Source organism: Streptomyces sp. GQFP (assembly GCF_021545335.1).
GTDB lineage: Bacteria > Actinomycetota > Actinomycetes > Streptomycetales > Streptomycetaceae > Streptomyces.
Window position 1 is genome coordinate 5055226 of sequence record NZ_CP089312.1, and the last position, 25870, is coordinate 5081095.

22 protein-coding genes and 2 pseudogenes are annotated in these 25870 nt (G+C 70.7%); 12 read left to right on the plus strand and 12 right to left on the minus strand.

What is annotated here, in order from left to right:
* The first annotated feature begins 2 nt into the window (after window positions 1-2).
* Together LUX31_RS22345 and LUX31_RS22350 are read left to right on the plus strand one after the other, a co-directional pair.
* A complete protein-coding gene (locus LUX31_RS22345) occupies window positions 3-1019 on the plus strand; it encodes a helix-turn-helix domain-containing protein (protein ID WP_235476756.1) in 1017 nt (338 codons plus the stop codon).
* On the plus strand, window positions 1016-1510 hold the full coding sequence (locus tag LUX31_RS22350; protein ID WP_235476757.1) for an LURP-one-related/scramblase family protein: 495 nt from the start codon (window positions 1016-1018) through the stop codon (window positions 1508-1510). Before LUX31_RS22345 ends, LUX31_RS22350 begins: the two co-directional genes overlap by 4 nt.
* A 109-nt stretch (window positions 1511-1619) precedes the next feature.
* On the opposite strand, the gene LUX31_RS22355 is transcribed toward LUX31_RS22350, so the two are convergent.
* Window positions 1620-2417, minus strand: a complete 798-nt coding sequence (locus LUX31_RS22355) for a carbon-nitrogen family hydrolase (RefSeq protein WP_235476758.1) — start codon at window positions 2415-2417, stop codon at window positions 1620-1622.
* 144 nt (window positions 2418-2561) lie between these two features.
* On the opposite strand from LUX31_RS22355, the gene LUX31_RS22360 reads away from it, so the two are divergent.
* Window positions 2562-3386 carry a maleylpyruvate isomerase family mycothiol-dependent enzyme gene (locus LUX31_RS22360; protein ID WP_235476759.1) on the plus strand — a complete coding sequence of 275 codons (825 nt, stop codon included), beginning with the start codon at window positions 2562-2564 and terminating at the stop codon, window positions 3384-3386.
* Between the two features lie 88 nt (window positions 3387-3474).
* Here the strand turns inward: LUX31_RS22360 and LUX31_RS22365 are convergent, their stop codons facing one another.
* Window positions 3475-4812: an MFS transporter gene (locus LUX31_RS22365; protein WP_235476760.1), complete on the minus strand. Its 1338-nt coding sequence runs from the start codon at window positions 4810-4812 to the stop codon at window positions 3475-3477.
* Window positions 4809-5471 carry a GntR family transcriptional regulator gene (locus tag LUX31_RS22370; protein ID WP_268828180.1) on the minus strand — a complete coding sequence of 221 codons (663 nt, stop codon included), beginning with the start codon at window positions 5469-5471 and terminating at the stop codon, window positions 4809-4811. The genes LUX31_RS22365 and LUX31_RS22370 overlap by 4 nt, the downstream gene beginning before the upstream one ends.
* A 314-nt stretch (window positions 5472-5785) precedes the next feature.
* Here LUX31_RS22370 and LUX31_RS22380 point away from each other — a divergent pair, with 314 nt between their 5' ends.
* Window positions 5786-6685, plus strand: a complete 900-nt coding sequence (locus LUX31_RS22380; RefSeq protein ID WP_235480014.1) for a D-alanyl-D-alanine carboxypeptidase family protein — start codon at window positions 5786-5788, stop codon at window positions 6683-6685.
* A gap of 54 nt (window positions 6686-6739) precedes the next feature.
* Here LUX31_RS22380 and LUX31_RS22385 read toward each other — a convergent pair whose 3' ends face one another.
* From LUX31_RS22385 to pdhA, 3 genes are read right to left on the minus strand one after another with little or no spacing between them, the layout of a single operon-like run.
* A complete protein-coding gene (locus LUX31_RS22385) occupies window positions 6740-8167 on the minus strand; it encodes a dihydrolipoamide acetyltransferase family protein (RefSeq protein WP_235476762.1) in 1428 nt (475 codons plus the stop codon).
* A 10-nt stretch (window positions 8168-8177) separates the two neighbouring features.
* Window positions 8178-9197: an alpha-ketoacid dehydrogenase subunit beta gene (locus tag LUX31_RS22390; RefSeq protein WP_235476763.1), complete on the minus strand. Its 1020-nt coding sequence runs from the start codon at window positions 9195-9197 to the stop codon at window positions 8178-8180.
* Between the two features lie 2 nt (window positions 9198-9199).
* Window positions 9200-10522, minus strand: coding sequence for a pyruvate dehydrogenase (acetyl-transferring) E1 component subunit alpha (gene pdhA / locus LUX31_RS22395; RefSeq protein ID WP_235476764.1), 1323 nt, complete (start codon window positions 10520-10522; stop codon window positions 9200-9202).
* A 321-nt stretch (window positions 10523-10843) separates the two neighbouring features.
* Here pdhA and LUX31_RS22400 point away from each other — a divergent pair, with 321 nt between their 5' ends.
* The 4 genes and pseudogenes from LUX31_RS22400 to LUX31_RS37930 all read left to right on the plus strand — a co-directional run.
* Complete coding sequence (locus LUX31_RS22400) at window positions 10844-11533, plus strand: response regulator (RefSeq protein WP_235476765.1); 690 nt, start codon at window positions 10844-10846, stop codon at window positions 11531-11533.
* A gap of 104 nt (window positions 11534-11637) precedes the next feature.
* A complete protein-coding gene (locus LUX31_RS22405) occupies window positions 11638-12054 on the plus strand; it encodes a pyridoxamine 5'-phosphate oxidase family protein (RefSeq protein ID WP_235476766.1) in 417 nt (138 codons plus the stop codon).
* A 103-nt stretch (window positions 12055-12157) separates the two neighbouring features.
* Window positions 12158-12571, plus strand: a pseudogene (locus tag LUX31_RS22410) (phosphotransferase); the annotation flags it as partial.
* Between the two features lie 1008 nt (window positions 12572-13579).
* A pseudogene (locus LUX31_RS37930) lies at window positions 13580-14263 on the plus strand (phosphotransferase); the annotation flags it as partial.
* A 91-nt stretch (window positions 14264-14354) separates the two neighbouring features.
* Here LUX31_RS37930 and LUX31_RS22420 read toward each other — a convergent pair.
* Window positions 14355-15950, minus strand: coding sequence for a protein kinase domain-containing protein (locus LUX31_RS22420; protein WP_235476767.1), 1596 nt, complete (start codon window positions 15948-15950; stop codon window positions 14355-14357).
* Between the two features lie 351 nt (window positions 15951-16301).
* Here LUX31_RS22420 and LUX31_RS22425 point away from each other — a divergent pair, with 351 nt between their 5' ends.
* The gene (locus LUX31_RS22425; RefSeq protein ID WP_235476768.1) at window positions 16302-17903 is read left to right on the plus strand and encodes a protein kinase domain-containing protein; all 1602 of its coding nucleotides are present in this window, start codon (window positions 16302-16304) and stop codon (window positions 17901-17903) included.
* A gap of 55 nt (window positions 17904-17958) precedes the next feature.
* On the opposite strand, the gene LUX31_RS22430 is transcribed toward LUX31_RS22425, so the two are convergent.
* Window positions 17959-18501: a bacterial proteasome activator family protein gene (locus LUX31_RS22430; RefSeq protein WP_235476769.1), complete on the minus strand. Its 543-nt coding sequence runs from the start codon at window positions 18499-18501 to the stop codon at window positions 17959-17961.
* A 148-nt stretch (window positions 18502-18649) separates the two neighbouring features.
* Between LUX31_RS22430 and LUX31_RS22435 the strand changes: the two genes are divergently transcribed.
* Window positions 18650-19060: a hypothetical protein gene (locus tag LUX31_RS22435; protein WP_235476770.1), complete on the plus strand. Its 411-nt coding sequence runs from the start codon at window positions 18650-18652 to the stop codon at window positions 19058-19060.
* 26 nt (window positions 19061-19086) lie between these two features.
* On the opposite strand, the gene LUX31_RS22440 is transcribed toward LUX31_RS22435, so the two are convergent.
* Window positions 19087-20067 (minus strand): NAD(P)H-quinone oxidoreductase, encoded by a 981-nt coding sequence (locus LUX31_RS22440; RefSeq protein WP_235476771.1) that lies wholly within the window; start codon window positions 20065-20067, stop codon window positions 19087-19089.
* Between the two features lie 162 nt (window positions 20068-20229).
* On the opposite strand from LUX31_RS22440, the gene LUX31_RS22445 reads away from it, so the two are divergent.
* Both LUX31_RS22445 and LUX31_RS22450 read left to right on the plus strand, forming a co-directional pair.
* Window positions 20230-21282, plus strand: a complete 1053-nt coding sequence (locus LUX31_RS22445; RefSeq protein WP_235476772.1) for an ATP-binding cassette domain-containing protein — start codon at window positions 20230-20232, stop codon at window positions 21280-21282.
* Window positions 21279-22127 (plus strand): ABC transporter permease, encoded by an 849-nt coding sequence (locus LUX31_RS22450; protein ID WP_235476773.1) that lies wholly within the window; start codon window positions 21279-21281, stop codon window positions 22125-22127. The genes LUX31_RS22445 and LUX31_RS22450 overlap by 4 nt, the downstream gene beginning before the upstream one ends.
* Before the next feature lie 229 nt (window positions 22128-22356).
* Here LUX31_RS22450 and LUX31_RS22455 read toward each other — a convergent pair whose 3' ends face one another.
* The 3 genes from LUX31_RS22455 to LUX31_RS22465 are packed head-to-tail and all read right to left on the minus strand — an operon-like array spanning window position 22357 to window position 25860.
* Entirely contained in the window at window positions 22357-23457 is a 1101-nt protein-coding gene (locus LUX31_RS22455) for a potassium channel family protein (RefSeq protein WP_235476774.1), read from the minus strand.
* 31 nt (window positions 23458-23488) lie between these two features.
* Window positions 23489-24925, minus strand: coding sequence for a molybdopterin molybdotransferase MoeA (locus LUX31_RS22460; protein ID WP_235476775.1), 1437 nt, complete (start codon window positions 24923-24925; stop codon window positions 23489-23491).
* Entirely contained in the window at window positions 24922-25860 is a 939-nt protein-coding gene (locus LUX31_RS22465; RefSeq protein ID WP_235476776.1) for an NTP transferase domain-containing protein, read from the minus strand. The genes LUX31_RS22460 and LUX31_RS22465 overlap by 4 nt, the downstream gene beginning before the upstream one ends.
* Window positions 25861-25870: the final 10 nt, after the last annotated feature.

Genomic DNA, 25870 nt, shown 5'->3' on the forward strand with positions numbered 1-25870 from the left:
ACATGCCGCAACGATCCTCTCAACCCGGCGGAGGGCGCCGCCGCCCGCACCGCGTCGCCGTGATCGTCGACGAGGGCACGAACCCGTTCGAGGTAGGTGTAGCGACCGAACTGTTCGGACTGCCGCGCCCCGAACTCGGGCTGCCGGGCCCGCTGTACGAGGTCACGGTGTGCGCACCGACCCCCGAAGTACGCCTCAACCACGGCTTCTTCACCCTCACCGGGGTGACGGGCCTGGAGGCGGCGGACGAGGCCGACACCCTCGTCGTACCGGGCCGCCCGGACAACGTCGTCCCGCGTGGTGAGGCCGTACTCGACGCCGTACGACGCACCCACGCGCGCGGGGCACGCGTCATGAGCCTCTGCACGGGAAGTTTCGCGCTCGCGGAGGCGGGCCTGCTGGACGGCCGCCGGGCAACGACCCACTGGCTATGGGCGGACACGTTCAAGCAACTGCACCCAGGGGTCCTGCTGGAACCGGACGTCCTGTTCACGGACGACGGCGACATCCTGACCGCAGCCGGCAGCGCCGCCGCACTGGACCTCGGGCTGCACATCTGGCGTACGGACCATGGCGCCGAGATCGCCAACGCGGTCTCCCGACGCCTGGTGTTCGCCGCCCACCGGGACGGCGGGCAGCGCCAGTTCGTGGAGCGTCCGGTGCCGTCGACACCGGACGAATCCCTCGGCCCCCTGCTGGCCTGGGCCCAGGAACGCCTGGCCGACCCCCTGACAGTGGCCGGCCTGGCGTCCAGGGCGTCGGTCTCACCGGCCACCCTCCACCGCCGCTTCCGCACCCAACTCGGCACAACACCCCTGACCTGGCTGACAGGAGAGCGGGTCACCCTCGCCCGCCGCCTGATCGAACGCGGCGAGGAACGCCTCGACGTCGTGGCGGCACGCAGCGGCCTGGGCACGGCGGCGAACCTGCGCGCCCGGCTCCGCCGTGAGACCGGGCTCAGTCCAACGGCGTACCGACGGCGTTTCGGACGCGGTGACGGGGAACCGGTGAGTACATGAGATTCCTCGTACGCGACCGGCTGCTCGGCATCGGCGACGACTACTGGATCGAGGACCAGCACGGCAACAAGGTCTTTCTGGTCGACGGCAAGGCGATGCGCCTGCGGGACACCTTCGAGCTGAAGGACACGCAGGGCAGGGTGCTGATCGACATCCACCAGAAGATGTTCGCCCTGCGGGACACGATGGTGATCGAACGGGACGGCGACCGCCTGGCCACCATCAAACGCAAACGCCTGTCCCTGCTCCGCAACCACTACCGGGTGTCCCTCGCGGACGGCGCAGAACTGGACGTCAGCGGCAAGATCCTGGACCGCGAGTTCGCAGTCGACTATGACGGCGAACTCCTCGCCCAGATCTCCCGCCGCTGGCTACACATCCGCGAGACCTACGGAGTGGACGTAGTACGGGACGACGCGGACCCGGCACTCCTGATCGCGGTGGCGGTCTGCGTGATCCACCTGGCGGAGAAGGAACGGGGAGAAGACTGACCCTTTCAGCCCGTCCGGCGTTTGAGGACGAGCGCGTCAGCGCGACAGGGGGGTCTGGGGGCAGCGCCCTCAGGGATGGGACGGGTAGGGGCGGCGGGGGCGAGGAAACTCAGGGGCGAGCCGGCACGGCAAGCCCCAGCACCCGATCCTTCAGCGCCGGAAACACCTCCCGAGTCTCCCCCACCTTCGCGGGCTCGAACTCGACCCGCAGAACCTCCTCGCCGGCCCCCGCCTCCCCCAACACCTCACCCCACGGATCAACCACGATCGAGTGACCCGCCTGCGGAACCCCCGCATGCTCCCCAGCCGTTCCACAAGCAAGAACAAACGCCTGGTTCTCGACCGCCCGAGCCTGAGCCAGCAACGTCCAGTGCGAACGCCTCCGCTCCGGCCACCCCGCCGAGATCACGATCGTCTCGGCCCCCGCATCGACAAGCCCACGGAACAACTCAGGAAATCGGAGGTCGTAACAGGTGGCGACACCAACCGTTGTCTCAGGCAGCCGGACGGTCACCAGCTCCGCGCCCGCCCCCATCAGCACGGCCTCACCCTTGTCGAAACCGAACCGATGGATCTTGCGATAGACGGCAGCCAGCCCGCCATCCGGCGAAAAGACAAGGGAGGTGTTGTAGAGCGGCCCCTCAGGGTCCCGCTCCGGGATCGAGCCGGCGTGCAGCCACACGCCCGCGTCACTCGCGGCCTTGGCCATGGCCTCATACGTCGGCCCGTCCAACGGCTCGGCCTCGCTCGCGAACAGCTCGTACGCGAAAGCCCCCGTCGTCCACAGCTCGGGCAGTACGACGAGATCCGCACCGGCCTCGTCCCGTACCAGCGACGCCATACGCCGCCGACGCGATTCGACCGATTCGCCCTCTTCTACACCGATCTGGATGAGCGAGGCGCGCACACTACCACCGTCCTGACATTCGAGCCGTTCACACGGGCCTACGATCGTCACACGAAAGCACTGCCGGGGTGCCTCACAGCAGCGTAACTTAGCGTTCCAAGACACCCACTGCCCGCGCACCGACCGCCCGAGGGGTCCCGTTCCGTGAGTCTGCATCCCACTCTCCAGCCCTACGCCGACGCCTGGACCCACTCCATCGAAGCGATATCCGAGCTGGTGACGCCGCTCGTGGAAGGCGAGTGGAACCGCCGGACCCCATGCCCGGGCTGGTCGGTCCGTGACATCGTCTCGCATGTCATCGGCCTGGAGTGCGAGATGCTGGGCGATCCGCGCCCCATCCACACGCTCCCGCGCGACCTGTACCACGTCACCAACGAGCAGCAGCGCTACATGGAGATGCAGGTCGACGTACGTCGGCACCACACGGCGCCCGAGATGACGTCGGAGCTGGAGTACACGATCATCCGCCGCAACCGCCAGCTGCGTAACGAGTCACGGGAACCGGGGGCGAAGATCCGCGGCCTCTACGGCCGCGAGACCGCCCTCGAAGTCGCCATGCGCACCCGGGCGTTCGACGTGTGGGTGCACGAGCAGGATCTGCGGACCGCCCTCGGTGTGCCCGGCAACATCGACTCCCCCGGTGCGCACATCGCACGGGACATGCTGCTCAGCGCACTGCCCAAGGTCGTCGCCAGGGACGCGGGGGCGCCGCGCAGTTCGGCGATCGTCTTCGACGTGCACGGTCCCATCGAGTTCCTGCGCACGATCCGCGTCGACATCAACGGCCGCGGCACCTTGGAGACGTCCCCGGCCCTCGGCCCCGCCGCCACCTTCGCCCTCGACTGGGAGACCTTCTTCCGCCTGGCCTGCGGCCGGGTGACCCCGGAGTCGGTGTCCGACCGCATCAAGGCAGAGGGCGACCCTGGCCTGACGGCAGCGATCCTGCGCCACTTCGCGGTGACGCCGTAGCAGCAGGGCGAGGGCCGAAGCGGGGGCCTGGGGGCGGCAGCCCCCAGAGACGCCCACACAAACACCGCCCCCACCTACGAACCGGCGTTCACACAGGAACGTGCACTGCAGAAACCCTGCTCGCAACCAACCGCTCCGACTCCCGCAGAGCGGCCCGCTTCCGCAACCGCAGAATCTGGCTGACGCCAACCCCCTGCAACAGGAACACGAACGAGAACGCGACGGTGTAGTCGTCCCCGGTCGCGTCAAGCAGCACACCGACCGCGAACAGCGTCGTCATCGAGGCGACGAACCCGCCCATGTTGGTGATCCCGGACGCCGTTCCCTGACGCTCGGGCGGATTCGCGGGCCGCGCGAAGTCGAACCCGAGCATGGACGCGGGCCCACAAGCCCCGAGCACTGTGCACAGCACCACCAGCAGCCACATCGGAACGCGCTCGGCGCCGGACACCGCTGGGTAGGCGAGCGTCACCGCCCACGTCACCGCCGTCAGGCCCACCGTGCCCAGCGCCAGCGGCAGCCGCGCCGTGTGGTGCCGGGCGACGATCTGGCCGTACACCAGGCCGATCACCATGTTCGACAGCACGACCAGCGTGAGCAGTTCGCCGGCCGTCGCCCGCGTGAGCCCCTGTGCCTCGACGAGGAACGGCAGGCCCCACAGCAGCAGGAACACCATCGCCGGGAACTGGGTGGTGAAGTGCACCCAGAGGCCGAGCCGGGTCCCGGGTTCACGCCACGAGGCGGCGATCTGCCGGCGCACGTACGCGGCCCCCTGATGCGGGAACGGCTCCGGCTCGTGTCCCTCGGGGTGGTCCTTGAGGAACACGAGCATCAGCACCAGCACCACCACACCCGCGAGCGCGCTGCCCGCGAAGGCCGCCGTCCACCCGACGCCGTGCAGCAGCCGGGCCAGGACGAGCGTCGAGACGAGGTTGCCCGCCATCCCGGCCAGCCCCGCCAACTGGGCGACGAGCGGCCCGCGCCGCGCCGGGAACCACCGGGACCCCAGCCGCAGCACGCTGATGAACGTCATCGCGTCACCGCACCCGAGCAGCGCCCGGGAGGCGAGAGCAGTGCCGTACGAGGGCGAGAAGGCGAACCCGAGCTGACCCGCCGTAAACAGAATCACCCCGATGGTCAGCACCTTCTTGGTGCCGAGCCGGTCGACGAGCAGGCCGACGGGTATCTGCATGCCCGCGTAGACGAGCAGCTGGAGGATCGAGAAGGTCGACAGGGCGGACGCGCCCACGTGGAAGCGGTCGGCGGCGTCGAGCCCGGCCACCCCCAGGGACGTACGGAAGATGACGGCGACGAAGTACACGGAGACGCCGACCGACCAGACGAGGACGGCCCGGCGCCCCCCGGGCGGATCGCCAGGCAGCGAACCGGAACCGGAACTGCTCTTCACTGCACCCCCGTCGCTCATCGGACCTCGCCCCGCGCCAGGTTGGAGAACCAGCTGACGTGCCGGTGCACGATCGCGACCGCCGCCTCCGGGTCGCCCGAGCGCAGCGCGTCGAGGATCTCCTGGTGCTCGACGAGCGTCTTGGTGATGCGGTCGGGGTGAGCGTGCATGACGGCGACGCCCATCCTCAGCTGCCGGTCGCGCAGTTGGTCGTAGAGGCGGGAGAGGATCTCGTTGCCCCCGCTGCGGACGATCTCGGCGTGGAAGCAGCGGTCGGTCACGGCCGCGCCCGCGAGGTCGCCTGCGGCGGCCTGTTCGCGCTGCCGTTCGAGGAGTTCGGTGAGGCGGGCGATCAGCCGGGGCGAGGCGGGCACCGCCTTGCGGATCGTGTGCTCCTCGACCAGCTGCCGGGTCTCGACGACGTCCGCGATCTCCTGCGCGGAGACGGGCAGGACGAGCGCGCCCTTCTTCGGGTAGAGCTTGATCAGCCCCTCGGCCTCAAGGCGCAGCAGCGCCTCGCGCACCGGTGTGCGCGAGACCCCGACGGCCTCGGCCAGCTCGCCTTCGGTGAGCAGGGTCCCGCCTTCGTAACGGCGGTCCAGGACACCCTCTTTGACGTGGGCGTAGACGCGGTCGGCGGCGGGAGGTTGCTTCACGTGCTGCACGGCCAGGCTGCTCATGCCGACAGCATAGATACAACACGTACGCATGAGGGCGGCCGTCCGCCATATGGACCGATCCCGTGGGCCGATCGCCGGTCGGGGCGTGACGTCGCCGCACGGAGAGCAGTTCAGTCTCCGGAAGGGTCGCGGGAACCACGAAGAGCCGTACGGCGTCCCTCGGAAAGGGAAAATCGGGGAACCCGCCTCAGCACGCGCACAACCAACTGTGCTAGTTACGAGTCACACGAGAGCGGCAATCCGCCGACGACACGGCCAACTCGGCCGCTCTCCAGGGGCATTCGGACGATTCAGACGTAATCGGGGTATTGAAGTTGATAACCGGCATCCAGGGCATCCGTTTCCGCAGAGCCGCAGCCGTCGTGGTCACCACCGGCGCCGTGCTCGCGACCGGAGCGCTCACCGCGGCGCCCGCGCAAGCCGCTGTCGCCACACCCACCATCACCGCCCCAGGCGGATTCCTGATGAACAGCGCCAATGGCTCGACCCTGTTCAGCAAGAACCCCAACACGAGGCGACTCACCGCTTCCACCACGAAGATCATGACCGCGAAGGTCGTGCTCTCGCAGGCGAACGTGAACCTTGACACCAAGGTCACGATCAAGAAGGCGTACAGCGACTACATCGTCTCCAAGGGCGCCTCGTCGGCCAGGCTGATCGTCGGCGACAAGGTCACGGTCCGTCAGCTGCTGTACGGGATGATGCTGCCGTCCGGCTGCGACGCCGCGATGGCCCTCGCCGACAAGTTCGGCAGCGGCACGACAGTGGCCGCACGCACCAAGAACTTCATCGCGAAGATGAACACGACGGCCAGAAGCCTCGGCATGACGAACACGCACTTCGATTCGTTCGACGGGATAAGCAACGGCTCCAACTACTCGACACCGAAGGACCTCACGCTGCTCGCCCGCAGCGCGATGAAGAGCGGCGCCTTCAAGGCCGTCGTGAAGACCAAGTCGTACACGGCGAAGACGGTCACGAAGACCGGCGGCTCCCGCAACACGACCTGGACGAACACCAACACCCTGCTCGGCTGGAACGGCACGCTCGGCATCAAGACCGGCTCGGGCACCGACTCCAAGTACTGCCTCGTCTTCGCCGCCACGAAGAACGGCGAGTCGGTCATGGGCGCCGTCATGACCGCCGCCAACGCGGCCAACCGCACGGCGGACGTCAAGAAGCTCATCAACTACGGCTACGCGAAGATCAGCTGACGCCGACGTTCGACGGAACGGGGGGCGGCCACGCGAAGTGGCCGCCCCCCTTTCTCATGCCCAGGTGATGAGCTTCTTCGGCTGTTCCAGGATCGCCGCCACGTCCGCCAGCACCTTGGACCCCAACTCCCCGTCCACCAGGCGGTGGTCGAAGGAGAGGGCCAGAGTCGTCACCTGACGGGGCTTGACCTTGCCCTTGTGAACCCACGGCTGGAGCCTGATCGCGCCGACCGCGAGGATCGCGGACTCGCCGGGCGGAAGGATCGGCGTGCCCGTGTCGACGCCGAAGACGCCGACGTTGGTGATCGTCACCGTGCCGCTCTGCATCGCCCCGGGAGAGGTCTTGCCGTCCCGTGCCGTGGACACCAACTCGGCGAGCGCCGCCGCCAGTTGCGGGAGCGTCTTCTCGTGGGCGTCCTTGATGTTCGGGACGATCAGACCGCGCGGGGTGGCCGCCGCGATGCCCAGGTTGACGTAGTGCTTGAGCACGATCTCCTGGTTCGCCTCGTCCCAGGACGCGTTGACGTCCGGATTGCGCCTGATCGCGACCAGCAGGGCCTTGGCGATGAGGAGCAGCGGATTCACCCGCACCCCCTGCATCTCCTTGTCCTGCTTCAGTTCCTCGACCAGCTTCAGCGTGCGCGTCACGTCCACCGTCACGAACTCCGTGACATGCGGCGCGGTGAACGCCGAGCCGACCATCGCCGCCGCCGTCGCCTTCCGTACGCCCCTGACCGGGACGCGCGTCTCCCGCGTGCCGTCGTACGTGGCCACCGGCGCCGGGGCCACGGGGGCGGCGGGCGTGGTGCGCACCGGCTCGGGGGCCGGCGGGGCCACCGCCGCGTGGACGTCCTCGCGCGTGATGATGCCGTCGGGGCCCGACGGGGTCACCGTCGTCAGGTCGACCCCGAGATCCTTGGCGAGCTTGCGCACCGGCGGCTTCGCCAGCGGACGGACGGCTCCTGCGGCCGGGCCGGCCAGGCCGTTGACGGTGCTGTGGCCGTTCAGCTCCTGCTGGACCGCCGCAGCGACCTCCTGGGCCGGGACCTCGGCGCCCTTGCGGGGGCGGCGCTTGGTCGAGGACACAGCCACGCCGTAGCCGACGAGCACCGGCTGCCGGGCCGGGGGCTTCGCCTCCTCGGGTGCTTCGGCGACAACCGGAGTTTCGGTCTCCTCGGCGACAACCGGAGTCTCGGTCTCCGCCGCGGCCCCGCCACCACCACCCCCGACATCCACCGCGATGATCGACGTACCCACGTCGACCGTCGTGCCCTCGGGGAAGTGGAGTGCGCGGACGACCCCGTCGTACGGGATGGGCAGTTCGACGGCCGCCTTGGCGGTCTCGACCTCGCACACCACCTGGCCGTCGGTCACCGTGTCGCCCGGCTGGACGTACCACTTGAGGATCTCGGCCTCGGTGAGTCCCTCGCCCACGTCGGGCATCTTGAACTCGCGAACGGACGCGTCAGTCATCGTCGTCACGTCCCTCTCCTCAGTACGCCAGCGAGCGGTCGACGGCGTCGAGCACCCGGTCCAGGCTCGGTAGATACTCCTCCTCCAGGCGCGCCGGCGGATACGGGGCGTGATAGCCGCCGACCCTGAGCACCGGTGCCTCCAGGTGGTAGAAGCAGCGTTCCGTGATCCGGGCGGCGATCTCCGCGCCCGAGCCGAAGAACACCGGTGCCTCGTGCACCACGACCAGACGGCGGGTCTTCTCGACGGAGGCCTGGACGGAGTCGAAGTCGAGCGGGGAGACCGACCGCAGGTCGAGGACCTCCAGGGACCGGCCCTCCTCGGCCGCCACGCCCGCGACCTCCAGGCACAGCTTCACCATCGGGCCGTAGGCGGCGAGAGTGAGGTCGGTGCCCTCGCGGACCACCTGGGCCTTGTGCAACGGGCCCGGGATGGCCTCGACATTGACCTCGGCCTTGTCCCAGTAGCGCCGCTTCGGCTCGAAGAAGATCACCGGGTCGTCGCTCTGGATGGCCTGCTGCATCATCCAGTAGGCGTCCGACGCGTTGGACGGGGACACCACCTTGAGGCCCGCCACATGCGCGAAGAGCGCCTCCGGGGACTCCGAGTGGTGCTCGACCGCGCCGATGCCGCCGCCGTACGGGATGCGGATGACGACGGGGAGCTTGATCTTGCCCAACGCGCGCGCGTGCATCTTCGCGAGCTGGGTGACGATCTGGTCGTACGCCGGGAAGACGAAGCCGTCGAACTGGATCTCCACGACCGGCCGGTAGCCGCGCAGGGCGAGGCCGATGGCCGTGCCGACGATGCCCGACTCGGCGAGCGGGGTGTCGATGACCCGCTCCTCGCCGAAGTCCTTCTGCAGACCGTCGGTGACCCGGAAGACCCCGCCGAGCTTGCCGACGTCCTCACCCATGATCAGGACCTTGGGGTCGGACTCCAGTGCCTTGCGCAGCGATTCGTTGATCGCCTTGGCGAGGGCCATGCTCTTGGCCGTCACGGTCTTCGCCGTCTGCGATGTCTCTGTCTCTGCCGCCATGGTCACGCCCCCTCCACATCTGCGAACGACGCCTGGTAGGCGGCGAACTGGGCCCGTTCCTCGTCCACGAGCGCGTGCCCGTCGGCGTAGGTGTGCTCGAAGATCGCGAAGTGGTCCGGGTCCGGCATGGCACGAACCGCTTCACGCACTCGCCTGCCCAACGACTCGCTCTCGGCCTCCAGTTCCGCGAAAAATCCCTCTTCCGCGTGGTTTGAGGCCTCCAGGTATGTGCGAAGGCGGGCGATCGGGTCCTTCGCCTCCCAGGCCGCCCGCTCGTCGTCGTGCCGGTAGCGGGTCGGGTCGTCGGAGGTGGTGTGGGCGCCCATGCGGTACGTGTAGGCCTCGACCAGCGTCGGGCCCTCGCCGCTGCGGGCCCGCTCCAGAGCCCACTTCGTCACCGCGAGGACGGCCAGGACGTCGTTGCCGTCCACCCGTACGCCCGGGAAGCCGTAGCCCTGCGCGCGCTGGTAGAGCGGGACGCGGGTCTGGCGCTCGGTCGGCTCGGAGATCGCCCACTGGTTGTTCTGGCAGAAGAACACCACGGGGGCGTTGTAGACCGAGGCGAAGGTGAAGGACTCGGCGACGTCGCCCTGGCTGGAGGCGCCGTCCCCGAAGTAGGCGACGACCGCGGAGTCGGCGCCGTCCTTGGCCACGCCCATGGCGTAGCCGGTGGCGTGCAGGGTCTGGGAGCCGATGACGATCGTATAGAGGTGGAAGTTGTTGCTGTTGGGGTCCCAGCCGCCGTGGTTCACCCCGCGGAACATGCCGAGCAGGTTGATCGGGTCGATGTCCCGGCACCAGGCGACGCCGTGCTCGCGGTAGGTCGGGAAGACGTAGTCGTCGGTGCGGGTGGCGCGGCCGGAGCCGATCTGGGCGGCCTCCTGGCCGAGCAGCGAGGCCCACAGGCCCAACTCGCCCTGGCGCTGGAGGGCGGTCGCCTCGGCGTCGAAGCGGCGGGTCAGCACCATGTCGCGGTACAGACCGCGCAGGTCGTCGGGGGTGAGGGCGGCGACGTAGGGGTCGTAGGCGGTGTTCTTGACGCGCCGGCCCTCGGGGGTGAGCAGCTGGACGAGGTCCGGATCGGCGCCCGTCGCGGCTGGCTCGGCGGCCCGCTTCTTGGAGACGGCTCGTTTGGCGGGGGCGCGTTTGGTGGTGGCTCGCTTCGCGGCGGTGGCCTTGGACTCGGTGGCAGTGGCGGGCTGCGCGGCCGTGGCTGATGCGTCGGCGGCCGGTGCGTCGGCGCTCTGCGCGGTGGTGCGGGTGGTACCGGTCTTGCTTCCGGCGCTGCGTCGCGGTTTGCTCGCGGCAGTGCTCTCCACGGTCACGTGTACTCCTCCGTCGGTCCGGCCCCGGGGTTACCGGGTAACCAGTGCGGTCACCTGTTCCCGATACCCGTGCACGGGGTGGGTGCCACTCGGCCGGGAACAGGCGTGACAGGTGCCCCGGCGAGCGTCCCGCAAGCCTCACGTTACCCAGTGCGCCATATTTCTATGAAACCCCCCTGACCTGCGATTTTGCTTGGAAATCCAAGTAAATTGAACAAGTCGGGAAGGGGCCCTGGTCACAGCCTTGCAGGGGGCCGGAACAACGGCACGTTATCCCGCGGAACCAGGCCACGGGAAGAGTCGGTATGTGAGACTGCCCCCGTGTCCGAAGACGGAAAAATCACTGTATTTCTCCTCGATGACCATGAAGTCGTCCGCCGGGGGGTCCGTGAGCTGCTCTCGGTCGAGGACGACATCGTGGTGGTCGGCGAGGCCGGCACGGCGGCCGACGCGCTGGTACGGATTCCGGCCACCCGTCCGGACGTGGCGGTGCTGGACGTACGGCTCCCGGACGGCAGCGGCGTCGAGGTGTGCCGCGAGATCCGTTCCCGGGACGCGGGCGTCAAATGCCTGATGCTGACGTCGTTCGCCGACGACGAGGCCCTCTTCGACGCGATCATGGCGGGCGCCTCGGGGTACGTCCTGAAGGCCATCCGAGGACATGAACTACTGGCGGCGGTACGGGACGTGGCGGCCGGCAAGTCCCTGCTGGACCCGGTCGCGACGGCCCGCGTCCTGGAGCGGCTGCGGAGCGGCGGCGGCGCAGCCACGGGGGTACAGGGGGACGAGCGGCTCGCGAACCTGACCGATCAGGAGCGCAGGATCCTCGACCTGATCGGCGAGGGGCTCACCAACCGGGCGATCGGCGAGCGGCTGAACCTCGCCGAGAAGACGATCAAGAACTACGTGTCGGGGCTGCTGTCCAAGCTGGGCATGCAGAGGCGCGCGCAGGCGGCGGCGTACGTGGCACGGATGCAGGCGGAGCGGCAGGGCCAGAGCCGGGGTTTCTAAGGCCTTGGAAAGCCGTCCGGGGCGCCCGAATCGGGACCTAAGGCCTCTCTTCTCGGGGCGAGCGCCCCTGGTGTGCCCGTTTGCCCGTCGCCCACAGTGAGTGCATGCCGACCGAGGAACAGAACGAGCAGGACGACCAGCGCGCCGCCGACCTCCTCGGCCGCGTCGAGCACGGCCGGGTCGCGACCAGCATGCGCGCGCTGCCCTTCCTGGCGTCCGCCCGGCACATCGTCGTGGACGGCCGGGTCCTGCTGCGGCTGCACAGGGGGCACGGGTACCACCGGGCGTGCGTGGGCGGTGTCGTCGCGTACGGCGCGGACGTGCCGTCGGCACGGAACCGGCGGTCGTGGTCCGTGCAGGTCGTCGGGGAGTGCGCGGCCGTGGAGCCGACCCTCGCCGAACTCGACCGGTTCGGCCCCGCACCGCGCTCAGTGGACGGCGTGCCCTTCGATCCCGTCTACCTACGGGTCGAACCCCAGTTCGCCACCGTGCACTCTGTGATCGAAACCGACTGTCCATGACAGCCCGCGGTCACCTGTGACTGCCTGTGACAAGCGCCCCGCTCACGCGCCCGGCTCGTGCCCTAGCATCTGGCGCGTGCCGCGCTCATCTGTACCACCCCTTGTGCCCCACGCTCCCCCTCTGGGCGCCCTCCTCCGCCAGTACGCCGCCGGGTCCGCGCTGACCTGCGACCCCGTCGACCAGGGGCTGCTGAACCGCGGCTACCGGCTCGCCACCACGCGCGGCGACTACTTCCTGAAGCACCACTTCGACCCCGAGACCGCCGACCCCGCCGCGATCGCCCGCCAGCACCGGGCGACCCAGCGCCTCGCGGATCTCGGCGTCCCGGTGGCCCCACCGCTGCCCGGCCGCGACGGCCGCACGGTCGCCGTCGTAGGCGGCCACGCCTACGCCCTGCACCCCTGGATCGACGGCCGCCACCGCCACGGCGGCCAGCTGACCACCGTCCAGTGCGGCCGCCTGGGCGCGCTCCTGGGCGTGGTCCACGCAAGCCTGGAACACGTGATGCCGACGCGGGTCGGCCCCGAGGGCACCGGCCGGAACCAGGGCGTCCCGGCACCGAGAGCGACCACCGGTGGCCACGAGCCGACTCCCGGACAGAGAAGCCCCTCCCCGCGGACGAAGGCAGGCCGACAGACAGAACCCGCTGGCCACTCCGAACCCACCCGACAGGGAATCCCACCCCGACAGGACGACTCCGCCGACCGAACCCAGGGCGGCCCGGGCGACCGAACCCAGGGCGGCCCAGGCGACCGGAACCGGGACGGATCTGCCGGCCGGGACGAGGACGGAACCCGCGACCGGAACCAAGGCCTCGTCGCCGACCGGGACCGAAGCGGACCCGCCGCCCGGCACAGGGACGGAACCGTCGACCGACACCAAGGCGCCTCCGCCGACCAGGACTGGGACGGCCCCGCAGGCCGACACTGGGGCGGCCCGGCCGGTCGGCCCCAAGACCTCGTCGCCAACCGGCACCGGGACAGCCCTGCCGGCCGACACTGGGACGGATCCGCAGGCCGAAACCAAGGCGTCCCCGCCAGCCGGAACCGGGGTAGCCAAGTCCCCCGCAACTGGGACACAACCGCCGACCGAAACCAAGCCGTCCCCGCGAGCCAGCACCGGGACGACCCGGCCAGCCAGTACTGGGACGGCCCCGTCGGCCGAAACTGGGCCGGCCCCGGCAACCGGCCCTGGGACGGAACCACCGACCGAATCCAGAGCCCCCTCACCAACTTCGACCCGAGCGGATCCGACGACCAGCACTGGGACAGCCCCGCACACCGACCCTCGACCGGACCCGCCAACCGACCCTGCGACAGAACCACCGACCGAATCCAGAGCCCCCTCACCAACCTGAACCCGGGCGAATCCGGCGACGGCCGAAACTGGGCCGGCCCCGCAGGCCCACCCTCGGCGGCCGGCCGGTACCGGGCCGCCACCGCCACCACCACCACCGCCACCACCGCCACTGCCGCTGCCGCTGCCGCTGCCGCTGCCGCTGCCGCTGCCGAACCCTCCGCAGCCACCGGAGTCTCCGCGAAGCACCCCTCCCCAGCAGCCCCGGCCCCCGCTCTCACCAACAGCTCCGCCGAGTCCCTGCACGCCGTCAGCTCACCCACCCCCGCTGACCCCCCACACGCCCCCTCCGCCGACCCCGCCGACACCTTCGCGCTCATCGACGATCTCCTGGCCCAGGTCCGCCGCCACCGGCCCACCGACGCCTTCGACGAGTTGGCCCGCTATCGGCTGCTGGAGCGGCGGGCGCTGTTGGAGCAGCACGCTGACCGGCGGCCGCCGCCGGGTGGTTCGGTGGGGTGGGTGCACGGGGACTTTCACCCGTTCAACCTGCTCTACAAGGGGGACGCGCCCGCCGCGATCGTCGACTGGGACCGGCTCGGTGTGCAGCCGCGCGCGGAGGAGGCCGTACGTGCCGCCGCGATCTTCTTCGTGCGGCCCGCCGGCACGCTCGACCTGCCCAAGACACGGGCGTACGCGCGCGCGTACCGGCGTACGGCCGGGGCGACGCCCTCCGAGCTGGCCGCCGCCGTGCACCGGGTGTGGTGGGAGCGGCTCAACGACTTCTGGATGCTGCGCTGGCACTACGAGCGGGGGGACACCCGCGCCGACTCCCAGTTTCCGGCCGCCTCGGCGCTCGCGGTGTGGTGGACGCGCGAGTACGACGCGGTGTGCGGGGCGTTCACGGACTGAACGGGCTGACGTCCACCGGGGGCGGGAGGGCCTGGACAACGGCACGCGCGCGTGGAGCCCTCTTCGGGCCGCACGCGCGCGTGGGGGCTGTTTACGGGGTGGTGCCGCCCTCGGTACCACCGTCTTCCTCACCGGTGTCGCCGGTCTCCTCCTCCGAGGCGGTCGCCGTGTTCGTCGGCTGCGTCGCCGTGTTCGTCGGCTGCGCGCTCGTCTGCACGTCCGACGGTGAACTCGACGGCTCGGAGGAGGGGGTCTCGGACTGCGTGTACGACGGTGTGGGCGACGGCGTCCACTGGGACTCTCCGTCCGAGCCGCTGCCGTCGTCCGTCTCGACGCTCGACGTCTCCTCGGAGACCTCGTCGCTCGGACTCGCCGTGGCGTCGTCTTTCGTCGCGGTCTGCGAGGTGGTCGGCGACGGGGTGGTCCCGGTGTTGCCGCTGTCGCCGTTGCCGCCCTGCAGGGCGAGGGCGACGCCCGCCGCGATGGCGATCACCGCGAAGAAGGCCAGTATCCACAGCTTGCCCCGGCCGCCGCCCCGGTTGCCGTGCCCCTCGAAACCGCCGTCGTCCCCGCCGCCGTACCCGGCGGGCAGGATCGGCTGGGGGATCTGGGTGGTCCCGGAGGAGTCGCCCGGGTGGTGGTTCATCACCGTGGTGCCGGCGAAGCCCGCCGAGGGGGTGTGCCGGCCGTCGTGCACGTCGACGGGCCCGGTGTTCCAGGTGCCGGTGTGGCCGCCCTGGTCGTACAGCATCTGCAGACCGTACTGGATCAGCCCGCGCATCTCCTCGGCGGTCTGGAAGCGATCGTCGGGTTCCTTGGCCAAGGAACGCATGACGAGCCCGTCGAGTTCCGGCGGCGCCGCGTCCGAGACCTCGGACGGGGGCACCGGAATGTCCTGGACGTGCTGGTAGACCACGGAGAGAGGGGTCTCGCCCGTGAACGGGGGCCGCAGCGCGAGGAGTTCGTAGAGGAGGCAGCCCGTCGCGTACAGGTCCGAGCGGTGGTCGACGGCCTTGCCGAGGGCCTGCTCGGGGGAGAGGTACTGCGGGGTGCCCATGACCATGCCGGTCTGCGTCATCGTCGTGGACGCCCCGTGCAGGGCGCGGGCGATGCCGAAGTCCATGACCTTCACGGCGCCGTTGTGCGTGATGATCACGTTGGCGGGCTTGATGTCACGGTGCACGATGCCGTGCTGGTGCGAGTAGGCAAGCGCTTCCAGCACCCCGGAGACGATGATCAGGGCCTGCTCGGGCCCGGGCGCCTCGGCGTTGATGAGGAGGTCACGGATGGTGCGCCCCTCGACGATCTCCATCACGATGTACGGGACGGACTTGGGGCCGCCCGCGCCGAAGCCGCCGTTGGACACCGTGTCCTCGCCGGAGTCGTACACGGCGACGATCGAGTGATGGTTGAGCCCGGCCACCGACTGGGCCTCGCGCGTGAAGCGGGCCTTGGAGATCGGGTCCTCGGCGAGATCGGCGCGCAGCAGTTTGACCGCGACCGTACGCCCGAGGCGTACGTCCTCGGCGGCGAACACCTCCGCCATGCCGCCCCGGCCGAGTCTGTGGGTGAGCCGGTACCGGCCGTCCCCCACCAGTCCGCCGTTGCCCCACAACTCAGGCGCGTCTGACATACCGCCGCCTGCCGCCTCGGGGTCGGACGGGCCCTGAGCGCGCTGCTGTGCCATCAGTCCTCGCCGTCGTTTCTGCCCGCGGTGCGCGCGGTGTTGTTACGGTCTCCGTCGGCCACGCTACAGCCTCCACGCAAGCCTCCGGTCCGGGAGCCATTCCCTGAGCGGCTCCGGAAGGAGCCTGGGTACGGGTGCCGGGCGGACCGGTCATCAAACCCGTTGCGGGTATCGTCGTGCAAATTCCGTGCCCCGTCCGTCCAGCACCTGTAACTCTTCCGCGACGCTTCCTCCTCGTACGGTCACGGAACGGGCACCGAGCTTGACGTGTCAGTGCCCTCCGGCAGACTTGGCCCGGTATGAGCCAATCGATCACGTGCGGCTGTGAGAAAGCTCGGGGGACGCTGAGACATGAGCCACGACGGCGCACACGGCCGGTACACGGGGCAGGCGCTCGCCGGCGGGCGCTACCAGCTGCGCGATCTGCTCGGCGAGGGCGGCATGGCCTCGGTGCACCTCGCGTACGACTCGGTCCTGGACCGGCAGGTCGCGATCAAGACACTGCACACCGAACTGGGCCGGGAACAGGCCTTCCGCGAGCGTTTCCGCCGCGAGGCCCAGGCCGTGGCCAAGCTCACGCACACCAACATCGTCTCGGTCTTCGACACCGGTGAGGACGAGGTGGCGGGGACGATGACCCCGTACATCGTCATGGAGTACGTCGAGGGGCAGCCCCTCGGTTCCGTTCTCGACGCGGACGTACGGCAGTTCGGGGCGATGCCCGCCGACAAGGCGCTGCAGGTCACCGCGGACGTGCTGGCGGCGCTGGAGATCAGCCACGAGATGGGCCTGGTCCACCGGGACATCAAGCCGGGCAACGTCATGATGACCAAGCGCGGCGTCGTGAAGGTCATGGACTTCGGCATCGCCCGCGCCATGCAGTCGGGCGTCACGTCGATGACGCAGACCGGCATGGTCGTCGGCACCCCGCAGTACCTCTCCCCTGAGCAGGCGCTGGGCCGGGGCGTGGACGCCCGCTCCGACCTCTACTCGGTCGGCATCATGCTGTTCCAACTGGTCACCGGGCGGCTGCCGTTCAACGCCGACTCGGCGCTTGCGATCGCGTACGCGCATGTCCAGGAGGAGCCGGTCGTCCCCTCCTCGGTCAACCGGGCGTTGCCCCCGGCGGTGGACGCGCTCGTCGCCCGCGCGCTGAAGAAGAACCCGAACGAGCGTTTTCCGAGCGCCGTCGCCATGCGCGACGAGTGTCTGCGCGTGGCCGCCTCCCTCCACCCGGCCGCCCCGAACATCGTCCCGGGCACCCCGTCCCAGAGCGGCGCGGGCGTCGCCTCGGCGGTGTTCCCGCCGGTCGACCAGGCGACCCCGCCCCCGCCGGGTCCCGTACAGACCCCGTACCAGCCGGCCCCGACCCCGAATCCGTACAGCGCCGCTCCGGCGTACGGCTATCCGCAGCAGCCCGCGTACCAGGCGCCCGGCGCGTACGCACCGCAGTACGCGCCGACGCCCGCCCCCGGAGGGGGACGGAAGAGCAACACCCCGGTGATCGTGGGCTCGATCGTCGTCTCCCTCGTCGCCGTCGGCGGGCTGCTCCTGGCCCTGAACCTGGGCGGGGACGACAGCGGCGACGGCGGCGAGGCCGGCAGTGGCAGCGGTGCGAGCGCCTCGGCCTCGCAGACGTCGGAGACGGGGGCGGCCACGGGGTACAAGGGGCCGGACCTGAGCAAGAAGATCGACGCGGAGGAGTGCTCGGAGGCGCCGGAGTCGTACACCGACCCGGACAAGATCCGGCTGCCCGACTTCCGCTACAAGAACCTGACCTCGGTCAAGTCCTGTTTCCAGGCGGCCGGGTGGCGGATGAAGGTGACCCGGGTCGACGAGAACACCTTCGGCAAGGACACGGTCACCGACCAGTTCCCCTCCGCCGACACGGACGCCGACCCCGAGGACATGCCGGTGATCGAGCTGAGCGTGTCGTCGGGCAACCCGTCCTGAGCGGACGGTGACGTGCCTGCAACTCCCCGGGAAGGGCAGTTGCAGGCACTGGGAGTTACAGGTACGGCCCGCCCGTGCGTCCGCCCGTACGCGGATCGTCGTCGCCCTCGTGGCCGCCGACGCCCGGCGGCAGCGCGCGGCGCATCTGCTCCAGCTGGGCCCGCGCGGCCATCTGCTGGGCGAACAGGGTGGTCTGGATCCCGTGGAAGAGGCCCTCCAGCCAGCCCACCAGCTGTGCCTGCGCGATCCGCAGCTCGGCGTCGCTGGGAACGCCCTCGTCCGTGAACGGCAGGGACAGGCGCTCCAGTTCGTCGACCAGCTCCGGCGCCAGACCGTCCTCCAGCTCCTTGACCGAGCTGGCGTGGATCTCCTTCAGCCGCACCCGGCTCGCCTCGTCGAGAGGGGCCGCGCGCACCTCCTCCAGCAGCTGCTTGATCATGCTGCCGATCCTCATGACCTTGGCAGGTTGCTCCACCATGTCCGTCACCGGGATCTCTCGGGAGTCCTCGTCACCACCGCCCCCAAGAGCCATCCCGTCCTGGCCAACGACCAGGATCTGGGGGTTCTCCGGCGACCTTTCGTTCCTCGGCATCTCCATACCGCCATTCTGTCGCACCAGGCCGCGGTTCCGGCCGGTGGGTCCGGCCCTGCGGTGTCCCGTCCGGGATGCCGGACCGGCGGGTGCGTGTGAGGCTGGTCCCGTCGAACCCTGGTGACTGGCGACTCCGCGGCGGGAGGGGCCCGACATGACTCCATGGCTCCGGGCACTGCGCATCTGCGGCACCCTGCTGGCCCTGGCGGCACCCACCCTCGCCGCCGCCCCGCACGGCGCGACACTCTCGTACGACAACGCCGCACACGTCGCCCGGCCCGCCCCCGACGCCTCCCGGGCCGGCAGCCTGGCGGGCGAGGGACGCGAGCGCCCCGGGCGGCAGGAGTCCGCGCCGCCCGAGGAGGCTGCGTACGAGGAGACTGTCCCTGTCCCCGTGCCCACCTACATCCCCGACCCGGACGAGGCGCGGGACACGGCCGCGCTGCCCGCCCCGGTCACGCACCCGGTGCTGCGGATACTGCCGCTGGGCAGCGGGCTCGTCCTCATCGGCCTCGGCCTGGGCCTCGCCCTCCTCGCCCTGCGGCTGCGCGTACGGAGGCCTTGACCCCGAGGAGGTCCCGTCACAGGCGCTTACGGGGCCACCAGCAGCACCTTTCCCACGTGGCCGCTCTCCTCCACCAGCCGGTGGGCCGCCGCCGCGTCGCTCATCGGGAACTCGCTGTCGACGACCGGCCGCACCTGACGTGCGGCGATCAGCGGCCAGACGTGCTCGCGTACGGCGGACACGATCGCCGTCTTCTCGGCGAGCGGGCGGGCGCGCAGCGAGGTCGCGCTGATCGCGGCCCGCTTGGTGAGAAGGGCGCCGATGTTCAGCTCGGCCTTGATGCCGCCCTGCATGCCGATGATCGCGAGCCGTCCGTTGACGGCGAGGGCGCGGACGTTGCGGTCCAGGTACTTGGCGCCCATGTTGTCGAGGATCACGTCGGCGCCGGCACCGCCGGTGGCCTGCTTCAGCTCCTCGACGAAGTCCTGCTCGCGGTAGTTGACGAGGATGTCGGCGCCCAGTTCGGCGCACTGGTCGAGCTTCTCCTTCGTCCCGGCCGTCACGGCGACCTTCGCGCCGACCGCCTTGGCGAGCTGGATGGCCATCGTGCCGATGCCGCTGGAGCCGCCGTGCACGAGAAGCGTCTCGCCCGGGCGGAGGTGGGAGATCATGAAGACGTTCGACCAGACCGTGCAGACCACCTCGGGCAGCGCCGCCGCCCGCTTCAGGTCGACGCCCGCGGGCACGGGCAGCAGCTGCCCGGCCGGCACGGCCACCTTCGTCGCGTAACCGCCGCCCGCGAGCAGCGCGCACACCTCGTCGCCGACGGACCAGCCGGACACTCCAGGACCGACCTCGGCGATCCGGCCCGAGCACTCGAGGCCGGGGTACGGAGAGGCGCCCGGCGGCGGGTTGTAGAAGCCCTGGCGTTGCAGGATGTCGGCACGGTTGACGGCGCCGGCCACCACCTCGACCAGCACCTCGCCCTCGCCGGGCACGGGATCGGGGACCTCGGCCCACACCAGCGCCTCGGGCCCTCCGGGTTCGGGAATCGTGATCGCATGCATGAGGGGACGCTACTCCCCGCTCCCGCGGAATTGAGGTGCGGTCCGCGTCTGGCGGAGAGACCGTGGAGAGACGTACGGTCGCGCGACCGATGAGTTTCCGGCCAACCGACGGTCTCCCTTTGCGTCACCCCGTACGCAAGGACTCCGGAAGGACCACGAGACATGAGCCCACAGGCAGCCAGAGCGGGCAGGGCAGCCGAGGCGCCCGACCTCGCGATCGAGACCGCGAGTCTGGTGAAGACCTTCGGCGAGACCCGCGCCGTCGACGGCGTCGACCTCACCGTGCCCACCGGCACGGTCTACGGAGTCCTCGGGCCGAACGGCGCAGGCAAGACGACCACCGTGAAGATGCTGGCCACCCTGCTCAGGCCGGACGGCGGCGAGGCGCACGTCTTCGGCCACGACGTGGTGCGCGAGGCCGACGCGGTACGCGGCAGGGTGAGCCTCACCGGCCAGTACGCGTCCGTGGACGAGGACCTCACCGGCACCGAGAACCTGGTGCTGCTCGGCCGGCTCCTCGGCCACCACAAGCGGACCGCGCGCGAGCGCGCCGCCCAGCTCCTGGAGGCCTTCGGGCTGACGGAGGCGGCGGCGAAGCAGGTCAAGCACTACTCGGGCGGTATGCGGCGCCGGATCGACATCGCCGCGTCCATCCTCAACACGCCCGACCTGCTCTTCCTCGACGAGCCGACGACCGGTCTCGACCCGCGCAGCCGCAACCAGGTGTGGGACATCGTGCGCGCGGTGGTCGCCCAGGGCACGACCGTGCTGCTGACCACGCAGTATCTGGACGAGGCCGACCAGCTGGCGTCCCGGATCGCCGTCATCGACAAGGGCAAGGTGATCGCGGAGGGCACGAAGGGCGAGCTGAAGGCGTCCGTCGGCGCCGGCTCCGTCCATCTGCGGCTGCGCGATCCGGCCCAGCGGCCCGAGGCGGAGGAGGTGCTGCGGCTGGCCCTCGACGCGACCGTGCAGCGCGAGCCCGACCCGGTCGCGCTGACGGCCCGTATCGGTACGTCGGTCAGCGACACCGCGGCCGAGCAGGCGGCCCGCGCGCTCGCCGAGCTGGCCCGCTGCGGCATCACGGTCGACAACTTCTCCCTGGGACAGCCCAGCCTGGACGAGGTGTTCCTCGCCCTCACCGGACACGACACGGAGGTTGGCTCCACAGCCGACTCCGCAGCTGACTCCGCCGAAGGAGAGGTGGCGGCATGAGTACCGCGACCACCACCACCGAAGGCCGGGAACTCGCCCCGGTCAGCGCCGAGTCGCTCGCCGCGCTGCTCGTCGCCAAGGACCGGCCGCCGCGCCCCAGCGCGCTCTCGGCGTCCCTCACCTTCGGCTGGCGCGCGATCCTCAAGATCAAGCACGTCCCCGAGCAGCTCTTCGACGTCACCGCGTTCCCGATCATGATGGTGCTGATGTACACGTACCTGTTCGGGGGCGCCCTGGCGGGCTCCCCGCGCGAGTACATCCAGTTCCTGCTGCCGGGCATCCTGGTGATGTCGGTCGTGATGATCACGATGTACACGGGTGTCTCGGTCAACACGGACATCGAGAAGGGCGTCTTCGACCGCTTCCGTACGCTGCCGATCTGGCGGCCCGCGGTGATGGTCGGCTATCTCCTCGGCGACGCCCTGCGCTACACCATGGCGTCCGTGGTGATGCTGACGGTCGGCATCATCCTGGGTTACCGCCCCGAGGGAGTGGTGGGCGTGGCCGCCGGCATCGCCCTCCTCCTGGTCTTCTCCTTCGCCTTCTCATGGATCTGGACCATGTTCGGGCTGCTGCTGCGCACGGAGAAGTCGGTGATGGGCGTCAGCATGATGGTGATCTTCCCGCTGACCTTCCTGTCGAACGTCTTCGTCGACCCGAGCACCATGCCCGGCTGGCTCCAGGCCTTCGTCAACAACAGCCCGATCACCCATGTGTCGTCGGCGGTACGGGAGCTGATGGCCGGCGAGTGGCCGGCCGCCGAGATCGCCTGGTCGCTGGGGTGGGCAGGCCTGCTGATGCTGGTCTTCGGCCCGATCACGATGCGGCTCTACAACCGCAAGTAGCCCGGTCCTAGGGTCTGTCCGGCGGATCAGGTCGGCTGCAAGAAACGGTGCGTCCTGGCCCACCCGAGCGGGGCCTGGTGCGTGCGGCTGCAAGGCGGAGGAGGGCGTCGACGCGATGGGGGTCCCCCCGCGCGAGGTTGTTCGAGCGTGGGGGAGTCGGCAACCGACGACAACGCGGCAGACGTGCGTGCCAGGCCCCGCGACGCCGGCCTGATCCGCCGGACAGGCCCTAAGTGAATTTGCGGGCGTCGGGCGCCACATGTGCGCCCGGCGTCGCCCGCACGATGGTGATGAGCCGGTCGGCCACCTGGAGCTCCCCGATGGACGGATCGTCGTAGCCCAGCACGCGATGCCCGCGTACGACGCTCACGACCAGGTCGTCCGTCTCGCGCGGCCCCTTGCCGACCTCGGCCTTTATGACCGGGCGTTCGACGATGTCGAGCCCGCTGCCCTGCTGGATGAGGTCCTCCATGACCATGCCGGCGGCGGGGCTGAGCACGGACAGCCCGAGCAGCCGCCCGGCCGCGCTCGCGCTGGTGATGACGGCGTCGGCGCCGGACTGCTTGAGCAGCGGCGCGTTCTCCTCCTCGCGCACGGCGGCCACGATCTTCGCCGTGCGGTTGAGCTGCCGGGCGGTCAGCGTGACGAGGACGGCCGTGTCGTCGCGCTGGGTGGCGATGATGATCTGCCGGGCCTTCTGCAGCTCGGCCCGCAGCAGTACGTCACTGCGCGTGGCGTCGCCGATCACTCCGGCGTACCCCTCGGCGGTGGCCGCCTCCACGGCTTTCGCGCTGGGGTCGACGACCACGACCTGTTCCTTCTTCAGCCCGGTGACACAGACGGTCTGCACGGCCGACCGCCCCTTGGTCCCGAACCCGATGACTACGGTGTGCTCTCGCAAGGCCGCCCTCCAGCGGTTCTGCCGCCACTCCTCGCGTGTGCGCTCCGTGAGGACTTCGAGGGTCGTGCCGACCAGGATGATCAGGAAGAGCACGCGCAGCGGTGTGATGACGAAGATGTTGGTGAACCGGGCGGCGTCACTGACGGGCGTGATGTCGCCGTACCCCGTGGTGGAGAGGGTGACGGTGGCGTAGTAGAAGGCGTCGAGGAGATCGACGGAGCCGTCGGAGTTGTCGTTGTAGCCGTCGTGGTCGGCGTAGACGATGAGCGCGGTCCCGACCAGCACCAGCAGCGCCATGGCGACGCGTTTGCCGACCTGGCGGATCGGCCGTTCCACCACGGTCCGGGGAAGTTTCACCCGATGGGTCACCAGATGCTCGTCCGCCTGACGGGCGATGGCGTCGTGGCCCGGCAGTTTCACGTGAAACATCCTCCTGTGCGGCCCGGCTCTATCGAATGTTTCACGTGAAACACACCCCGGCTTCGGTGGCTGCCGCCCAGGGCAGATCGAGCAGTTCCAGTTCCTGACCGGGGCGGGCACCGCCGGGCGGTACGACCGCGAGGCCCTCGGCCGCCGCGATACCGCGCAGCATCGCCGGCCCGTTGTAGTGCAGCGGCACGGCCCGGTCGCCGCGCACGACGACGGGGATGAGCCGGGTGTCGTGCGGGTGCCCGTGCACCTCGTCCTTGAGCGGCAGCGTGTACGGCTCCGGCGCCGCCCGTCCCGCGAGGGTCCGCAGCAGGGGTTCGGCAAGGGTGAGCAGCCCGGAGACGGCGGCCAGCGGGTTGCCGGGCAGCCCGACGAGGTGCTGGTTCTCCTTGATCCGGGCCAGCAGCATGGGGTGCCCGGGGCGTACCTGCACACCGTTCACCAGCAGTTCGGCGCCGAGGCGGTGCAGGGTGGGGTGGACGTGGTCGACGGGGCCGGAGGCAGTGCCACCAGTCGTGACGACGATCTCGGCGGGGGAGTTCTTCAAGGCTGCGTACAGCGCCTCGGCGTCGTCGCCGAGCCTGCGTACGGCGATGACGTCGGCGCCGAGCGAGCGCAGCCAGGGCGGGAGCATCGGGCCGAGCGCGTCCCGGATCAGACCGTCGTGCGGGAGTCCCTCGGTGAGCAACTCGTCGCCCAGGACGAGGACTTCGGCCCGGGGACGGGGGATCGCGGCGAGGGTGTCGTACCCGGCGGCAGCGGCGAGGCCGAGCACGGCCGGGGTCACGAAGGTGCCGGTGGGCAGCAGCTGGTCGCCGGAGCGGCACTCCTGGCCGCGCGGCCGGATGTCCTGGCCGTGGCTCATGTCCCGGGTGGCGTGCAGCCGGCCCTTGTCGTCGGTGCGGCCGTGCTCGCTGCGCAGGACGGCGGTCGTGTCGTACGGGATACGGGCGCCCGTCGCGATCCGTACCGCGCTGCCGTCGGTGAGCGGCTCGGGCTGGGCGTGCCCGGCGAGGACACCGGCCTCGCGCACGTCCCAGGGGCCGGGTCCGGCCACCGCCCAGCCGTCCATGGCGGAGGTGTCGAAGGAGGGGAGGTCGGTGAGGGCCGCGAGGGGAGCGGCGAGGACCAGGCCGAGGGCGGCGTCGAGGGGGACGGAGACCGGGGCCGTAGCGGTACGGGGGACCTGGCGGGCGGCGCGCTCGGCGATGGCGCGGGCCTGGGGCCAGGGGGTGGCCCGGGGGCGGGCGGGGGCGGGGGTGAGATCCCCTTTGGCGCCGGGGCCTGGTTGGTCGGCCTCCACGTCGTAGACGCCTTCCCCGGTGGGGGCGGGTACTGCGGCGCCCTCGGGGGGCGGCCGGTCACCCTGCCCACCGCCGGCGCCGCCGGTTCCGCTGCCGTTGCCTTCGTTCACGAGGGCGAGCGCCTCCTCGACGCCGAGGTCGTCCAGGTCGCTGCGGGCGGTCATCCGGCGTCCGGGCGGCTGTCGGGGGCCTGGCCCGCACCGGGTTCGGCGTCGGCGGCCTTCGTGTCCGCCTTGGCCTCCTCGGCCCAGCGCAGGGCGAGGGCGACGGCCTTGCGGGTGGCCTCGGCGACCTCTTCCGGGCCTCCCCCGGCCCGGCCCGCCGCGTATCCGACGAGGAACGTCGTCAGGGGGGCGGCCGGCCTGGCCACTCCGTGCGCGGCGTCGCGGGCGAGGTCGAGGAGAAGGCCGGTGTCGACGTCCAGGTCGATGCCCAGTTCGTCCTTGGCTGCGGAAATCCATTCGTCCAACACGTGCCCATGCTCCCTGATGCGTGCTCTGGCGGCGGCGATGTCGTCCCAGGTGTCGCAGTCGAAGGACGCGACGGGGTCGGAGACCCGGGTAAGTGCGAGCGCGCCGGTCAGCCGGCGCAGCGGCAGGCCGGTGAGGCCGCCGTGTTCAAGGGCGAGCGCGTCCAGCTCCCGGCGCAGCGCGGACGTCCGGTACACGGCCACGAGCGGCTGGTCCCGGCCGTCGGGGTCGGTGAGCAGCGCGCCCTCGGCGCCGCTCGTCCGCAGGGCGTCGAGGAGCCGCCGTACCGTCGCCGGTTCGAGGAAGGGGAGGTCGGCGGAGAGGATGACGACCTGCGCGGCCTTGGTCTGTCGCAGGCCCGCGTCGAGGGCGGCGACGGGCCCACCGCCCGGCGGGTCCTCGTGGGCCCAGGTCACGGGCCGTGCGGTGGGCCGGGGGCCGGCCACGACCACGGTGGTGCCGGCGCCGGCGCAGGCGGCGAGCACCCGGTCGAGGAGCGCGCGCCCGCCCACCCGGACGCCGGGCTTGTCGGCGCCGCCTAGGCGTCGGGCGGCCCCGCCCGCGAGCACGACGGCGTCGTAGCCGTCGGCGCCGGGGATCCCTGAGGGCTGGGGCTCATGCGCGGTCACCCTCCGAGTA